Origin of the sequence: Veillonella seminalis (assembly GCF_003992065.1) — a bacterium.
Lineage (GTDB): Bacteria > Bacillota > Negativicutes > Veillonellales > Veillonellaceae > Veillonella_A > Veillonella_A seminalis.
In genome coordinates this window covers 1-17,481 of sequence record NZ_RQUZ01000012.1, presented here as the reverse complement: position 1 = coordinate 17,481, position 17,481 = coordinate 1, and the positions used below count along the sequence as shown (strand labels likewise).

The window sequence follows — 17,481 nt, the reverse complement described above, 5'->3', positions numbered from 1 at the left end:
ATAACAACCAATTATACCCGTTTATTATATTAATTATGCAATTTATTTATAATTAATTTTTAACCTTCCATTCAGAGTCAGCATATAATAAGAGCTTACCTTTTATCAACCAAATACTATAATTAAAAACCTCCTTTTATAGGAGGTTTTTTACATTTCGTGTATTTTCGTTCAAATTCAAACGATTCGATAAAGGAATTCACATTGTATTGTCGAATTCTTTTAAGTAATAACATACTGTTTAATCAATAGACAGCGTGTTGTTTTACAAAAGAAAAAAGAGAGTTTTAATTACTCGGAATTCATCGCAAAACATCAGTCCGATTTGTTTTGTGACACTTATTTTATGAGTAATTCGTCCTTATTTTCCTTTTTATTATTTTTATTGTTTTTTCTTTATTAAATTTATTGTCCGGGTTTATTATTAATCAAAATAAACTCTATCCAAAAGGAGATGATGAATCATGGCTACACAGACAACCCCCGCGGCAACGCTGCCAACTGCAGGTTATCCAAAGAGCAAATTAATCGGACTTATTCTTAGTTTTGCAGTATTGATCGGTATTTTATGTTTACCGACGCCAAGTGATTTATCGACGGCCGGTCACCGAATGATAGGCATCTTGTTCTTCGCCATCGTTCTCTGGATCAGCAGTGCCGTATCGTATCCGGTAAGTGCTACGATGTTGACTGCACTCACCGCCGTTTTATTGGGTACAGCACCTAATATCGATGCACCGACCAAGATTCTTGGCACCAGTAATGCATTAAAAATTGCCATTTCCGGTTATTCCACACCGGCTTGGGCCTTAGTTGCGGCCGCCATGTTTATTTCCGTGGCCATGACTAAAACAGGGCTCGATCGCCGCATTGCGTTAAACGTATTATCACGTATCGGTACTAAAACCAGCCGTATTTATATCGGCGTTATTTTCACCGGTTTTATCTTATCGTTCTTCGTACCGAGCGCTACTGCACGTTTAGCCTGCTTAATTCCGATTATTCTCGGTATTTTAGACAGCTTAGGCATTAATCGCCAAAGTAAACTGGCTGCCCTCCTCGTTATCGGGGCCACCCAGGCGGATACACTTTGGAATATCATGGTACAAACAGCAGCTGCCCAAAACTTGGTTGCCGTAGGCTTCATTTCCACGCAACTCAACACTTCAGTATCTTGGATTGATTGGTTACTCGCTGCTGCCCCTTACTCCTTGGTGATGGTTGTAATTTACTACTTCTTATCCATGTGGCTCTTAAAACCGGACGAACATGACTTAGAAGGTTCTCAAAAAGAATTACAGCAACATCTCCAAAACTTGGGACCTATGACTTTTAACGAAAAGAAATTACTCGTTCTTTCCGTTATCTTGCTCGGTTTCTGGGCTACCGGCGGTCACTTGCACAAATACGATACAACGACTACTACTGTTGTTGCTATCGCCTTGTTCTTAATGCCGGGTATCGGTATTATCGACTGGAAATACGCACAAAGCCGTATTGACTGGGGTTCCATCGTTATGTTCGGCGCCGGCATCAGCCTTGGTACCGCACTTTTAAAAACCAAAGCCGCTACTTGGCTCGCCAATGCGTTTATTCACATGTTCGCCCTCGAAACATTGACCATATTCGCTCTCTTAGCAACGATTACCCTCTTCTTGATTATGATCCACTTAGGTTTCGCTTCGGCCACCGCGTTATCTTCGGCCATGATTCCGATCGTAATCTCTATCGTAACAGCTGTTAATATGCCGGGTATCAACCCTATAGGTCTTACGGTAATCGCTCAATTCTCCATCTGCTTCGGTTTCATCTTACCGGTTAACTCCCCTCAGGGCATGGTTTCTTACAGTTCCGGTACCTTCGAAGTAAAAACGTTCATGAAAACAGGTATTCCGATCACTATCATCGGCTACATCATGTTACTCGTTTACGCAGCCACTTATTGGCATTGGATTGGGTTCGTATAAACCACAAGCTCATTTAATTCCATAACAAACAACAAAACCCCGTTCCGAGATTTCGGAACGGGGTTTTTAGCATCCGGAATTTATTTATGTTCCCATTTAAGGTCTTTATATTCGGCATCAGTAACCGGTTCCATCCAAGTAACCGATACACCTTCTTTATGCACCGTCATAGCTAAATGGGAGAAGTAGCTGTCTGCTGTAGCTCCATGCCAGTGTTTGATTTCAGGCGCAATGTACACCACATCACCGGTTGCCAATGCTTGAGCCGGTTTACCGGCTTCTTGATACCAACCTTTACCGCCGACTACCACGAGAATCTGACCGGCACCATGATGAACATGCCAATCATTACGACTGGTTGGTTCAAATGTTACATTATGAATGCCCACTTCTTCGTTATTTAACGGAGCCAACCAACTTTTACCGCTAAAATATTGCGCATAGTCTTTATTAAACTCGCCTACCGGAAATGCAGAAATACTATTTAAGTCTTTCACATCTGCCTGTTTATCAACTGCTACTGTCTGTACTTCTTTATTTGTTAATTCTTGTATATTATTTGCCATTACGCTCATTCCTCCTACTTGTAAACTCATACAAAGCAGTCCCAAAACTGCCATCTTACGTATTTGCTTCATACGACTCATATACTTTATACGATTCTAATATTTTACCCCTCTCTCGACAATTTTTCTCGCTTAATTACCTAAATTAAAAGATTCAGACCACTGTTTTAATTCATCATTTGATGTATGCACCGAAAAACGATGCCCTTCTTTTAATACGGCACCAACGCAAGATGGGCTCAAAGCTTCATTAGTTTTACCCATGGCACTGCCGCCGGACGTAGCAAACGGAATAACCACCACATCGGTTAAATCAAAACTTTCTAAGAATGTGTTAATAATCGACGGTACACGATACCACCAGATTGGAAAACCTACATATAAAACAGAATATTTCATATCAGGCAACGGTTTTTGAATAGCCGGACGAGATGACATATCCGCCATTTCTACCGAAGAACGACTTTGTTTATTCGTCCAATCCAAATCCGCTGTCTTATAGGCAACTTCCGGCTTAATTTCATATAGATCCGCACCAATCGCCTCTGCTAAATTTTGTGCTACCAGTTTAGTCGTACCGGTAACACTAAAATAAGCAACCAATGATTTACTCATAGTAAAACATCTCCTTTATATACTATTACTTAATACGCTACATTCGGCACACGCGCTTCTTTAATCCTTTTCTCAAACATTTTTCGCGAACTGTTTTCTGACCCTCTTTTCTCAAACCCTTTCTTGAGCTGTCTTCATTGTATCGTATTCTTAACTTTATGACTAACAGTTATTAGTTCTTATTTACCATCGTTTTTAGGAATAGTAAAATAAGGATATACTTTTCTTTTTCTGAAAAAAAACACGAAAAGAGCCTCTCATGATAGAAACACGTTTGCTCGTCTATTTCTTAACTATCGCTCAGGAAGAAACTATCAGTAAAGCCGCCGAAACATTACATATTACGCAATCTACCTTGTCTAAACAGATGAAGGATTTAGAAGACCAATTGGGCAAAACGCTCTTTATCCGCGGTAAACGTAAAATAACCCTCACCGAAGAAGGACGTTATCTGCAACAACGGGCCCGTGAAATCGTAGATCTAGTGAGTGCTACCGAAGGGGCTCTAAAAAAAGATGCAGAACTTTTAAACGGCAATATTTACTTCGGTTGCGGAGAAACTCACCACATGAGTGATATCACTCAATGTTTCAAAAACTTGCAACAAATATATCCACAAATTCATCTACACTTATATTCAGGCGATCACACCGTTGTTATGGACAGGCTCGATAAGGGCTTATTAGATATAGGCCTCGTGGTAGAGCCTAATTTCCGTGAAGGCTATGATTACTATTACATCGGCCGCAGCGATAAAAGCGTACTTCTTATGCGTCAAGACGACTCGTTGGCCCAAAAGACCGAACTCCAAAAAGAGGAACTTAAAAAGTTGCCGTTAATTTTATCCCGTCAAGGCTTTGCCAGTCCTACCGACTACGAACTGTTCGGCACCAGCCGTTCCAATTTGAACATCATGGCCACCTATAATTTAATCAACAATATGCTGTTTTTGGTCGAACAAGGCTTAGGCTACGCGGTTACCTTGAGCTGCCTTTTACCACCGCATCATCCTACCCTTACCTATCGCCCTATCGTGCCTACCTTAGAGAATAAATGGTACCTAGTGACTCACTCGCATCGACTATTCTCACCAACGGCAACAAGGTTTCTTGAAGAATTGAAAAATTTCTTCAGTGCGGAATAAATAAAAGAACTCCCAGTCCAAACGGACTAGGAGTTCTTTTTACACTTACTACAAGGTCTCCAATTAAAACCTAAGTTTATAGAACGAAACCTATAGTAAATGATTATTATTCAATTATTATTTGCTAGCCAACTGGTTCAAGATTTCTTGAATCTGTGCACGCAATTCTTGGTTTTCCTGTTCCTGTTTAGCCACACGGTTATTCAAGTTTTCAATCGTAGAATCCTGGTTGGAAACAACTTCGGCTAATGCAGACTTGGAGTAATTGGAGTACTCATTGCTGCTACCGAATTTAATGCTTACGCCGGCGTTGAACATGTTTTCACCGCCCCCCATGCTGGTACCAACGGAGAACATCAAGTCATTAGTCGGACGGTAGAACGCACCCAAGGCTACTGCATTAGCTCCTTTGTAATTACCATAACCGGCTGCGAAGTCCCATTTTGCACTTGGATCGAAGTCCTGTGGGTGTAAAGCTGCTAAAGCGGCTGCACCGGCACCTACACGATCAAGACGATTGTCCAATTTGCTTACTTGATTGCTCAAGTTGGATACACCACCGTTGAGGTTAGTGATGCTATCATTGATGGAACTAATGCTTTCGCTGTTAGCTTGAACCTGATTATCCAAAGCTGTAATTTTCTGAGCTGCTGTGTTGTCTTTTTTGATGAAAGCGCCATCAGCAGATACGCGAGTTTCGTTTTTGAGCTGACCTACATTAACCGCATCAGTTGTGTTTACGCCTTCAGCAACGTTTTGAATCACATTGCCACCCATATTAATATTGTTACTCTGAATTACAACCGCATCTTTACCAGCACTATCTTTACCCGTTAAACCATCGGCAAGAACTGTATTCCCTGTGCTTACACTGTTCAAGTCTTTCAAATCTTTGTTCAAAGCTACTTCCAACTTAGGTGTTTTAGTGATAGTTGTAGTTCCGTCTTCATTTTTGGTTTCATTCGTTACCACGCTTGCAGTCGTTGTGATATTATCGGCACCGACTACACTGAACTCGCTACCAGGAGTAACAGCTGTCTTATTACCTTCATTATCAACAATACCAATTGGTTTAGTTTCAACACCAATTATTACCTGGTCACCGGATTTGGGATAACCTTCTTCAGGCGTTGTTGGAGTTGTTGTGCCTGTATCTCCAGAAGCACTTTCACCAGGAGTAGTTTCTGTATCAGCAGATGGTGTTGTCGTTGTAGAATTTGGATCATATGGAGGCGGTGTTACAGTTACCACGTCAGTTGGCGTATCGGATCCCACAACATTTAAACCAATTGTAAATTTATTATCAACACGATTTACAGTAATCCCCTCAGCCGCTTCAATAGTGATATCTTTAAGAGCTGCTTTCAACTAAGCTACGTTGACTGCATCAGTATCTGCGCGACCACCGGCTACATTAATAATACGTCGAGTATTAGCTTTGTATTCTCGAATTTTTCCGGTTTTAGTATCTGTTACTGTATAGTAAATATTACCTACAGATACCACTCCTTGCTCTGCGCTAAACCGTTCATTAGAATATTCTGCTGGCATATCAAAAGTTGAATCAATAAGAGCCGCAGAGTTATTACCGATGGCTACGGAATTGCTAAGTACAGAACGTGCATTTGAACCTAGTGCAACAGAATTATCTACACCTTGCAAACGAGTTATATTACCCAAGGCGATATTATTAGATCCACCAACACGCGAGAAATAACCGATAGCTGTTGATTCTTCCCCGTAAGATTCTGCATAGTGACCAATTGCTAATGCATTATCGGAAAAAGTACGAGCCTGTTGCCCCATAGCTACAGAGTAATGACCTTGAGCAATAGCAGAAAGACCTACTGCAATTGTATTGGAATCGTGAGCTTCAGAAACACCACCGATAGCTAAAGTTTAGAAACCAAAGGATTTTGCCCCCATACTGCGAGCACTGTTCCCATTACCGCTAAACGTTTACCTACACTTAATCTTTTTTCATTTGTTTTCTCCTTACTCACTCGAATAATAACTTCACACTAATTTCCCAATAAATAAAAACATATAATCAAAAATATTATGAATTATAGACTAATTTTCAGTCATAACTTCATCATAAATTTTAAATTTATAAATCGAATTATTTCATTTCACTGCATTTTCAGAATAACATATTAATCCTATCTTAACAATAGGCAAATCATTTCATAATTGCATAAATTTCATGCTAATTCATGAATTTTTAATCAACTTTTTGAAATCAACATTAACATTATCAGTTAGCCATTTATCGTCATATCTAAATCTGTGCATATATAATCAGCGATTTTCAATACCATCTTTTTTAGTTTTTCTCAATTAATTTTTGTCATTTAGAAAAAAACTTTATAATGTTTATACACGTTTTTACCCGAATTGTTAAACAAATAAAAAAAGCCATGACATGGCTCGAAAATACACATTTTTCGTGCATATTTTCAAACCAACTGTCATGACTTTTCACTTAGTTTTTTAACACTATTCAGTTGTCCTTATACAGAGGACTTCGCAGAAAATTTTCTTCACATTATGAGATTTTATAGTCCGGAAATCCTCTATAATTAAAAACTATTAACATAATATAGTGAGATTATTTTTGAACCAACTGTTGTACTAAAGCTTCCAATTTAGCAATGCGATCGTTCTGAGCATTTAATTCAGCCTGCTGATTTTGGATTTGAGTAGCTTGTGCCTGATTAGCCGATGTCAATTGATTAATCCTCTGTTGTGCTTCCTTACCAGCCAACTGCTGATTTGTTGCAGCTTCTTTTTGTGAAGAAGTACCAAACTTCCATGTCACACCAGCATTAGCCATTACTTTAGAATCGTCGTTACCATAAGCAAGACCCGCATTAAACATAGTCGAATCATTTACATAATGAGCAACACCCAATGCCATAGCATTATGACCACGATAAGTTCCCAGGGCCGCCATAATCTGAGTCGGTTCAGCTGGATCATATTGAATTGGTTTCAAACCACTCAAGGCTGCACTTAATGCACCAACATTTTTAACTTCATTTTGAACTTCGCCGACTTTATTAGACACCGCATTTAATTGACGCATATTAACTGCATCTGTATCGTTAACACCATCAGCTACATTAGTTAATCTACGTTCATTACCAACAGAACCAATAGATACGGTATTCGCTTCGGATGCTACCGAATTAGCACCTAAAGCTACCGAATTTTCAGCAGTTGCTTGAGAGTTAGCACCAATAGCTGTTGCATTATCTGCAGTTGCTGCTGCATTTGTACCATATGCCGATGTATAATCACCAATAGCTTGTGAATTTTTACCGGTTGCTAAAGCACCTTCACCATTAATTGTACCGCCGGCAATACCGCCCTGATTTAATGTATCTAAAATACTATTAGCAGTAGAAGCCGCACTTGTTGCCGTAGAAGCTGCATCAACTGCTATTTGAGCACTGCTATCAGCCGCTGTCGCACTCGATGCCGCACTGGATGCACTACTATCGGCTGCTGTTGCACTAGATTCAGCATTACTTGCACTACTATCGGCGGCAATTGCACTTGATGATGCACTGGATGCACTACTATCGGCAGCTGTTGCACTCGATGATGCATTAGTTGCACTACTATCAGCAGCTGTTGCACTAGATGCAGAGCTTTCAGCACTGCTTGCAGAAGATGCCGCTGATGATGCAGCTTGATCTAATTTTTCTTGTGATTCAGTACTTAACCCGATTGTCAATACTTGTTTTTTTGAATCCGTCATTGCCTTTCCGGTACCAACACCATCTTCAGCATTAGTATCATATGTAGTTAACGTAGTGGTAATCCCGTTAATACCACGTAATAATAAACGATATGAACTTACATTACCGGTATCAAACCCTACGGAGTTTTTCCCATCCATAAACCCCTTATCAGCCGTAATATAGCTGGCATATACGGAGTGTTGCATTAATACCATACTGCTCAACAACAAGGTTGCCATTACTTTGCGGGATGCTCGAGTTGCACCACTTTGATGAGATTTTGCAAATTCTGATGCGACAACATAGCATCCTTTTGTTTTACTCCAAACAATTTTAAAAACTTTATTCATTCAGTACGCCTCCAAACTACTTTATTATTATAAATTTAAAATATAAATTAAGACGTTTTCCATCATTAATTTTACAAACTCAAAATAAGATTTTCACATTAAAATTATATGTTTATATCTAAATAATTGGATTTCTTTTTTATATAAACATATTATATAATTCATTCAGCAATCATGTCAACCAGCCAAAAACCTCTTGTTTATTAGATTTTAACATATTGAATAATTTCATTTCATAACCTTTTTTATCACTGCAAATCAACAACACAGATAAAATCTAAACTCTTAAAGTATTATTTTATTTTCATCAAATAATAAATTCTATTAATGCTAAAAATGAAATAACACGAATCGTTTACTAATCGATTAATTAATTTTTTCATGAACTTTCTTCATTTTTCTCATTCATATTTTTTCATAATGTACACTTGTAAAAAACACCATTTAATTGATTATTTCTGCTATAAATCATTTTTTATCTTCATACACAAAACCGTGTGATACAAAGAGTCTTATCTCTCTATATCACACGTTTTGTTTACTTGCACTTTATTCAATTGTAACTACATCGCCAACAAAATTTTCTGTAATTTGACAATACGTTGTAATTCACTACTAAACAATCCAATTAACGTTGAACCAACTGCTGAACTAAAGCTTCGAGTTTAGCGATGCGATCGTTCTGAGCATCAATCTGGCTCTGTTTAGTTGCCAATTCTTCATCGAATTTAGCTTGTTGTGTTTTATTCTGAGCTTCTAAAGCTTGAACCTTACTTTGAACTGCTGCTACAGAGCTACCAGGTTTAGTTGTTTCACCGGAACCGATACGGAATGTAGCACCCATATTAGCCATAGCTTTACCGCCTTGACCATAGGAGAGACCTACGGTGTATTGCTGATCGCTGTTCGGAGCATACGCATAACCTACTGCCATAGCTTGTTTGCCTTTATAAGTACCAACACCAGCCATAATCTGTCCGCGTTCGCCTTCAGCGTATGGAAGTGGATTCAATGCTGCTAAGGAAGCTGTCATTGCATCGCCTTCAGCGGATTCGTTACGTACGCTTTGAATTTCAGAGGATAAGCCTTGGATTGCTTGACCTTGAGCATTTACTACTTCACCGATTACACCGATTGCAGCTGTATTGTTGTCAACCTGTGTTTTAATAGGATACAACTGAGCGCCGGTAATTGCTTGATGCAAATCTTCGGAGATTGTACCTTGAGCTACATTATCCAAAGTGATTAAGCCTGTTTCGCTGTTATGTGTTGCCAAAGTTGTGCCACCAAGAACGAGGGTATCATTTGTTAAAGCGGAATCCTGAACTGTTAAGGCATCATTAGTTAAGGAAGTTGTACCACCTACATAAACCCCATCAGTAGTCATAGATGTTTCACCAATTGTCAAAGAAGAGGCAATATGAACATCATCAGCTAAATCCAAGACACCTTTATCAGTAATCTTGAATTCATCACTGGTATCCAAATATTCATCATACTGATTTTCTTCCCCCTCAATAGCATCTCGCCAATCATAACCGGCCGAACGAGCGGCGCTTCTTGCCATCATCTTAGATGATTCATCTTTACTTGTCTTAGCATTATCTTTGGACGCCATCCTACATGTCGGGTTAACATCTTCTGTGCATCTTCAGTCAAGCCAACTGTAAATGTTTTTACACCGGCATCATTTACATCTGTATCAACTACAACTGCATTATCACCAACAGCACTAACCAAACCTCTAACATTCGCTTTACCTGTATCCGACAAATTATCCATATTCTTGGTAGCTGCGTTATTAATTTTGTCTTTTACGCCATCAGCTAAATCAATATTAACTTTATTGCCCGAAACAGATGTAACGATTGATTTATCACCTTTTTGATCTGTTGCTCCAACAATATCGAGGCGATTCTGTTTTTTAGTAAGTTTAACGCCTTCATCATGACTATTAGTGTCAGTACCTACCGTGATGCCCTGTAAAGCACTGCCGGCAGTTTTTTCAACTTCAGTTATGCGACCATCAAAACCTTTAACAGTCTTATCCAATTTATCTACCTTAGTATCAAGGTTGCCAACTTTAGTATCTAAATTACCTACCTTAGTATCCAAGTTGCCCACTTTAGTGCCGAGGTCTTTAACGTCTTGACCTAAACCGTCAACTTTAGTACCTAAGTCTTTACGGCCTTTATCAAGGCCATCAACTCTACCACTCAAGTCATTAACTTTAGTGTCTACTTTATCCAACTGGCCTTTATTCACAGCGTCGCCAGCTTTTACACCATCAGCAATGTTATAAATTACTTTATTGCCTGCATCGATGCCGTCTTTAGTTACAGAAGGGCCACCGGTAATGGATAAGCCGCTGCCGTTTACTGCTACATCACCAACTGTGAGGCCACTACCGCTTACCTTAGTATCGCCAACAGCAAGACCGCTGTCGCTTACTTTAGTATTGCCTACAGCTAAACCGTCGCCAGTCAATGTGCTGGATCCTACGCTTACACCATTGTTATCTACCGTTGTGTTGCCTGCTTTTACGGAGCCCGTAGCACCAAGGTCGATTTGGTTATTCAAGTTAACATCGAATGTCTTAACACCGTTAACGTCGGAAGGATTTACCGTAATGTTGTTACCGCCCGTTACATTAACTGCATTCTGGCTGGTTTCTTTAATAACTTCTTTACCTTTATTGCTTAAGTTAGATAAGTCTTTATCAGCTGCGTTGTTAATCTTTTCTTTAGTAGCGGCTGTTAAGTCTACTACCAAGTTTTGACCATCAACTTTGCTTTCAACCATGCCGCCGGATTTACCGGTAACACCAAAGCCTGCCTGACCTTTATTAACCGTAATCACACCACCGTTACCGTCATTAATGGAAATAGTTGGTAATGCGGAGTTAGCTAATTCAGAGCCTTCAGTAGCAATATTTTTCACTTCTTGTAACTGGTTATAAGTTACTACATCGCCTTTTTGAGTACCGTTAGCTACGTTCGTAATCTTAGTACCGCCCATATTGATACCACCAACGTTGATGGTTGGACCGTTTTTAATTGTGAAACCACCATTGGAGATTGTAGTATCACCAAGAACGATGTTGCCCTGAGGGTTAACCATAATACCACCTTCGGTGATTGTTGTGCCGGCTACATTAATGGAACCACCGTTGATAACAGTGTCACCAACTTTGAATTCACCGGTAGGAACTAAGGTTACACCGCCTTGGTTAATGGTTGTGCCACCAATGTTAACGTCACCGGATTTAATTACAGTATCACCTAAAGTGATGGAGCCTTCGCCGCCTAAGTTCAAGTCTTTATTCAAGTTAACGGTGAATGTCTTAACATCATCAACTTTTTCAGTATCAACTGTGATATTGCTACCGCCTACTACATCAACAGCATGCTGGCTTACTTCTTTGATGACTTCTTTACCTTTGTCATCCAAGTTGCCTAAGTCTTTACCGGCTGCATTGTTAATCTTTTCTTTCGTAGCCGCTGTCAAATCAACCACCAAATCATTACTATTAACTTTGCTTTCAACCATGCCGTCAGTTGCACCTACGATACCGAGGCTTGCTTGACCTTTGCTGATTGTGATTACTTGGCCGTCGTTGCCTTTAACCGATACAGTTTGAAGTGCACTGTCAGCCAATTTGGAACCTTCAGTTGCGATATTTTTCACTTCTTGTAACTGATTGTAAGTTACTACATCGCCTTCTTCAGTGGCATTAGCTACGTTGGTAATCTTAGTACCGCCCATGTTGATACCGCCTACATTGATGGAAGGGCCGTTTTTAATTGTCAAACCACCTTGGTTAAGGGTTGTACCGCCAAAATTAATTGTACTGCCGTTGATTACAGTGTCACCAACTTTGAATTCGCCGTTAGAGTTCAAAGTTACGCCGCCGTTATTAATGGTTGTACCACCAACTTGTACGTCACCGGATTTGATGATGGTATCGCCCAAAGTGATGGAGCCTTCGCCGCCCAAATCTAAATTCTTATCTAAGTTAACAGTAAATGTCTTAACATCATTAACATTAGCTGCATCTACATTAATATTAGTACCGCCTTTTACATCAACTGCGTTTTGAACAACTTCTTTAATAACGGTTTTGCCTTTATCATCCAAGTTACCTAAGTCTTTACCGGCTGCGTTGTTGATTTTTTCTTTCGTAGCGGCTGTTAAATCCACAACTAAGTCCTGACCGGCTACCCTGCTTGCAACCATACCGTCAGTAACACCTACGATACCGAAGCCTGCATTTTCTTTATTAACAGTAAGTTTATTACCTTCGCTGTCTTTTACAGTTACGGTCTGAAGAGCACTGCCGGCTGTATTTTCAACTGTAGTTACACGATCAGTCAAGGTATTTACGTCTGTACGGATTGTGCCAACATCAGTTTTAACTGTTGTCATTTCAGTCTTCAATGTGCCTACATCAGTCTTGATTGTATTAACTTCATTAGTAACAGTGTTTACTTTGTCATCTAATTCAGTTTTCACACCGTATAATTGACCACCGGTTACTGCATCAGTGGAGTCTTTAGCCACGGAGCCTTCACCAAGGTTAGATACTACTTTACCACCAGCATTGATACCGCCTTTAGTTACGGATGGGCCATCAGCAATGGTTAAACCGTTAGCGTCAACTGTAGTGGCACCGGCTTTAATCGATCCCTTATCGCCTAAGTCAACATTGTTCTTCATGTTAACGGTGAATGTCTTAACATCATCAGCACCGGTTTCGCTGGTTACTTCGATGTTTGTACCACCTTTTACGTCAACGGACTTCTGAACAACTTCTTTGATGACTTCTTTACCTTTGTCATCTAAGTTGCCTAAATCTTTACCGGCTGCGTTGTTGATTTTTTCTTTAGTTTCCGCTGTTAAGTCTACTACCAAGTCTTGGCCGGATACTTCACTGGTAACCATGCCATCGGTAGCACCTTTAATGCCGAAGCCTGCACGGTCTTTATCGATAGTGAGTTCTTTACCATTAGTATCTGCTACAGTTACTGTTTGAAGAGCACTGCCTGCAGTTTCAGTCACTTTTTCTAAATTATTAGTAACTTTTTCAAGGTTATTATTGATTGTATCTACACGGCCTTTTACGCCATCAACATCAGTTTTTACTGCGAATAACTGACCACCGGTTACAGCATCTTTGGAGCCTTCAGTCACGGAACCTTCACCAAGGTTAGATACCACTTTGCCGCCCGCATTGATGCCGTCTTTAGTTACGGATGGACCACCAACAATTGCTAAGCCATCAGCGGAAACTGTAGTTGTACCGGCAGTTAAGCCATTAGCATCAACTGTGGTAGCACCGGCTTTAATAGATCCGGTAGCACCTAAGTCAACATTGTTCTTCATGTTAACAGTGAAAGTCTTAACATCATCTGCACCAGTTTCGCTGGCTACTTCGATATTAGTACCACCTTTTACGTCAACGGATTTCTGAACAACTTCTTTGATAACTTCTTTACCTTTGTCATCCAAGTTACCTAAATCTTTACCGGCTGCATTGTTAATTTTTTCTTTCGTAGCAGCTGTTAAGTCTACTACCAAGTCCTGACCGGATACTTTGCTTTCAACCATACCATCGGTAGCACCTACGATACCAAGGTTTGCCTGACCTTTACTGATAGTGATTGTCTGACCGTCGTTACCTTTAACAGCTACGGTTTGAAGTGCACTGTTAGCCAATTCGGAACTTTCAGTCGCAATGTTTTTCACTTCTTGTAACTGGTTGTAAGTTACTACGTCGCCTTCTTCAGTGGCATTAGCTACGTTGGTAATCTTAGTACCGCCCATGTTGATACCGCCAACGTTAATAGTAGGACCGTTTTTAATTGTCAAACCACCTTGGTTAAGGGTTGTACCGCCAACATTAATTGTACTGCCGTTGATTACAGTGTCACCAACTTTGAATTCGCCGTTAGAGTTCAAAGTTACGCCGCCGTTATTAATGGTTGTACCACCAACTTGTACGTCACCGGATTTGATGATGGTATCGCCCAAAGTGATGGAGCCTTCGCCGCCCAAATCTAAATTCTTATCTAAGTTAACAGTAAATGTCTTAACATCATTAACATTAGCTGCATCTACATTAATATTAGTACCGCCTTTTACATCAACTGCGTTTTGAACAACTTCTTTAATAACGGTTTTTGCCTTTATCATCCAAGTTACCTAAGTCTTTACCGGCTGCGTTGTTGATTTTTTCTTTCGTAGCGGCTGTTAAGTCTACTACTAAATCCTGACCGGAAACTTCGCTGGTAACCATACCATCGGTAGCACCTTTAATGCCGAAACCTGCGTTATCTTTATTAACAACGAGAGTCTGGCCTTTAGTATCGGTTACGGTTACACTTTGAAGAGCGGAATTAGCTGTATCTTGAGCGCCTTTAATGGAATCATTAAGATCTTTTTGCACGCCAAATAATTGGCCACCGGTTACAGCATCTTTGGAACCTTCACCTACAGCACCTCCACCAAGATTACCAACAACTTTACCGCCTGCATTGATGCCGTCTTTAGTTACGGATGGACCACCAACAACTGATAAACCATCATCTGTTAACGTTGCATCGCCAACGCTTACGCCATCAGCACCAACTTTAGTTGCTCCGGCTGTTAAACCGCTAGCATCAACTGTAGTGGCACCGGCTTTAAAGGATCCAGTAGCACCTAAGTCAACATTGTTCTTCATGTTAACAGTGAATGTTTTAACACTTTCATTATTTACAGCATCAGTTACTTCAATATTATTGCCGCCTATTACATCAACGGATTCTTGAACAACTTCTTTAATTACAGTTTTACCTTTGTCATCCAAGTTGCCTAAGTCTTTACCCGCTGCGTTGTTGATTTTTTCTTTTGTAGTAGCTGTTAAGTCTACTACCAAGTCCTGACCGGATACTTTACTTTCAACCATACCATCGGTAGCACCTATGATACCGAAACCTGCATTATCTTTATTTACGGTAAGAACGTTACCTGCGCCGTCTTTAACGCTTACAGTCTGAAGGGCGGAATTAGCTGTATCTTGAGCACCTTTAATGGAATCATTGAGATCTTTTTGCACGCCAAATAATTGACCACCGGTTACAGCATCTTTGGAACCTTCAGCTACAGCACCTTCACCAAGGTTGCCAACAACTTTACCGCCTGCGTCGATGCCATCTTTAGTTACGGATGGACCACCAACAATTTCTAAACCGGACTTGTCTAGTTTGGTATCGCCTGCAGTAACGGAACCGTCTGTGCCAAGATTAATATTTTTATCCAAGTTAACAGTAAATGTTTTAACTCCATCATCATTCGTTGCATCAACAACACTGATGTTATCACCACCGTCTACATTAACGGATTCCTTAACAACTTCCTTGATGACTTCTTTACCTTTGTCATCCAAGTTGCCTAAATCTTTACCGGCTGCGTTGTTGATTTTTTCTTTCGTTGCATCGGTTAAATCAACTACCAAATTCTGACCACTAACTGTGCTTTCAACCATGCCGTCTTTAGCACCAACAATACCAAAGCCTGCATTGTCTTTATTAACAACGAAAGTTTGGCCTTTAGTATCGGTTACGGTTACACTTTGAAGAGCGGAATTAGCTGTATCTTGAGCGCCTTTAATGGAATCATTAAGATCTTTTTGCACGCCAAATAACTGACCACCGGTTACAGCATCGGTAGAACCTTCAACAACAGCACCTTCACCAACATTAGATATTTTTTTACCGCCTGCATCAATACCGGCTGTAGTTACGGATGGGCCACCGGCAACAGTCAAACCGTCAGCTGCAACAACTGTTTTTCCAATGCCCAAGCCACCGGCAGTTAAAGCTGTAGTGCCAACCAATATGCCATTAGCTTTAACTTTGGTTTCACCGGTTTCTAAACCCGACTTATCCAGTTTGGTTTCGCCTACAGTAACAGAGCCATCTGCGCTAAGGTCAACATTTTTATTCAAATCAACGCTAAAGGATTTGCTACCATCAGCATTTTCACTTTCCGCAATTTTAATATTGTCACTGCCTGCAGTAAGATCCGTCGAGCCGGTCTTAATACCTTTTACAAGATCGTTCAGTTTCTTTTCCCCTGCTTCCGATAAATTACTGAGATCGCGATTTGCCATTTTTTTCAATTCATCGAGAGCAGTTGAAGAATTTTTACTAGAGTCATTAATCTTTTTAAGCGTAGCAGAGTCCAAACCGATTTTTAAAACTTGATATTTATTTTCGATTTGGGCAGGCCCAGGTTGTGGTTTAGTTGTAACCTTTTTATCACCACCACTCATGTAACTCCCCATTTTAACTTCAACGCCACCATCGGTAGCACCTTGAACTAACAGTTTATATTGAACTCCATTACCGGAATCCCAACCAACTGAATTATAAGCTTGATCCGTCTGGTCATATCTCATCTCCATCTGACTTTCATCAGTGGTAATCAAACTCGCGTCCGCTGTTCCCAAAGCGCCCAATAAAAAAGCAGCAACTAAACCGGACAAAACTATCCCTTTTACCCTCTTTGATGTACCGTTCTGATGACTTTTAGCCAATTCAGATACGACCACATACATACCTTTTGTTTTACTCCATACTACCTTGAATACCTTATTCATACTATGCGACTCCTTTACCGGCCTATACACGACCCTAATTTCCGATCCATGCGATATTTTTCAAAAAAATTATTCCCAAAATTATTCTAAAATTACATCACTTCCTACTCTTTTAGGATGATTACTTCCCATTAAACCCTCCAATATTTGTTAAAAATGTTCTCCCAAAATATAAAAAATACCATTTATTTGATTATCAACATATATTCCCCATGTTCTGTGTTGATATATGTCAGTTAATCCTATTATTTGTACATAAATAAATATTCAATTACTACCATCCCCTTTCAAGATATTTTTATGAGATATACAACAACATTTAACCAGTCCATTATCATTTATCTCAAATATCTTTCCCTAAATTTATACTTTACACCTCTTAGATTATAGAGCCTATAATTCAAAAAGCACACTATTTAGTCATAATTTATTTATATATACAACTACAA

10 protein-coding genes are annotated in these 17,481 nt (G+C 39.8%); 2 read left to right on the top strand and 8 right to left on the bottom strand.

The window, feature by feature from the left end; translation table 11 throughout:
- Positions 1-464: 464 nt before the first annotated feature.
- Positions 465-1,967, top strand: a complete 1,503-nt coding sequence (locus tag EO126_RS08600) for a DASS family sodium-coupled anion symporter (protein ID WP_127008505.1) — start codon at positions 465-467, stop codon at positions 1,965-1,967.
- A gap of 80 nt (positions 1,968-2,047) precedes the next feature.
- Here EO126_RS08600 and EO126_RS08595 read toward each other — a convergent pair whose 3' ends face one another.
- Positions 2,048-2,533 (bottom strand): cupin domain-containing protein, encoded by a 486-nt coding sequence (locus EO126_RS08595; protein WP_006556012.1) that lies wholly within the window; start codon positions 2,531-2,533, stop codon positions 2,048-2,050.
- Between the two features lie 132 nt (positions 2,534-2,665).
- Positions 2,666-3,148: a flavodoxin gene (locus EO126_RS08590; RefSeq protein WP_006556011.1), complete on the bottom strand. Its 483-nt coding sequence runs from the start codon at positions 3,146-3,148 to the stop codon at positions 2,666-2,668.
- 259 nt (positions 3,149-3,407) lie between these two features.
- On the opposite strand from EO126_RS08590, the gene EO126_RS08585 reads away from it, so the two are divergent.
- Entirely contained in the window at positions 3,408-4,292 is an 885-nt protein-coding gene (locus EO126_RS08585) for a LysR family transcriptional regulator (RefSeq protein ID WP_006556010.1), read from the top strand.
- A 117-nt stretch (positions 4,293-4,409) separates the two neighbouring features.
- Here the strand turns inward: EO126_RS08585 and EO126_RS10980 are convergent, their stop codons facing one another.
- From EO126_RS10980 to EO126_RS08550, 6 genes are all read right to left on the bottom strand, one after another.
- A complete protein-coding gene (locus EO126_RS10980) occupies positions 4,410-5,660 on the bottom strand; it encodes a YadA-like family protein (protein ID WP_006556009.1) in 1,251 nt (416 codons plus the stop codon).
- Positions 5,661-6,125 (bottom strand): hypothetical protein, encoded by a 465-nt coding sequence (locus EO126_RS10760; protein ID WP_225723639.1) that lies wholly within the window; start codon positions 6,123-6,125, stop codon positions 5,661-5,663.
- A gap of 778 nt (positions 6,126-6,903) precedes the next feature.
- The gene (locus EO126_RS11070) at positions 6,904-8,391 is read right to left on the bottom strand and encodes a YadA-like family protein (protein ID WP_127008503.1); all 1,488 of its coding nucleotides are present in this window, start codon (positions 8,389-8,391) and stop codon (positions 6,904-6,906) included.
- A gap of 628 nt (positions 8,392-9,019) precedes the next feature.
- The gene (locus EO126_RS08560; protein WP_006556005.1) at positions 9,020-9,961 is read right to left on the bottom strand and encodes a YadA-like family protein; all 942 of its coding nucleotides are present in this window, start codon (positions 9,959-9,961) and stop codon (positions 9,020-9,022) included.
- Entirely contained in the window at positions 9,958-14,583 is a 4,626-nt protein-coding gene (locus EO126_RS08555; protein ID WP_127008501.1) for a beta strand repeat-containing protein, read from the bottom strand. The genes EO126_RS08560 and EO126_RS08555 overlap by 4 nt, the downstream gene beginning before the upstream one ends.
- Positions 14,558-17,032 (bottom strand): ESPR domain-containing protein, encoded by a 2,475-nt coding sequence (locus EO126_RS08550; protein WP_127008527.1) that lies wholly within the window; start codon positions 17,030-17,032, stop codon positions 14,558-14,560. The genes EO126_RS08555 and EO126_RS08550 overlap by 26 nt, the downstream gene beginning before the upstream one ends.
- Positions 17,033-17,481: the final 449 nt, after the last annotated feature.

Excerpts from the sequence above, each read along its gene's own strand:
- EO126_RS11070 (WP_127008503.1), bottom strand. The coding sequence starts at position 8,391 with ATGAATAAAGTTTTTAAAATTGTTTGGAGTAAAACAAAAGGATGCTAT.
- EO126_RS08560 (WP_006556005.1), bottom strand. The coding sequence starts at position 9,961 with ATGATGGCAAGAAGCGCCGCTCGTTCGGCCGGTTATGATTGGCGAGAT.
- EO126_RS08555 (WP_127008501.1), bottom strand. The coding sequence starts at position 14,583 with ATGATAAAGGCAAAAACCGTTATTAAAGAAGTTGTTCAAAACGCAGTT.
- EO126_RS08600 (WP_127008505.1), top strand. The coding sequence starts at position 465 with ATGGCTACACAGACAACCCCCGCGGCAACGCTGCCAACTGCAGGTTAT.
- EO126_RS08585 (WP_006556010.1), top strand. The coding sequence starts at position 3,408 with ATGATAGAAACACGTTTGCTCGTCTATTTCTTAACTATCGCTCAGGAA.
- EO126_RS08550 (WP_127008527.1), bottom strand. The coding sequence starts at position 17,032 with ATGAATAAGGTATTCAAGGTAGTATGGAGTAAAACAAAAGGTATGTAT.
- EO126_RS08595 (WP_006556012.1), bottom strand. The coding sequence starts at position 2,533 with ATGGCAAATAATATACAAGAATTAACAAATAAAGAAGTACAGACAGTA.
- EO126_RS08590 (WP_006556011.1), bottom strand. The coding sequence starts at position 3,148 with ATGAGTAAATCATTGGTTGCTTATTTTAGTGTTACCGGTACGACTAAA.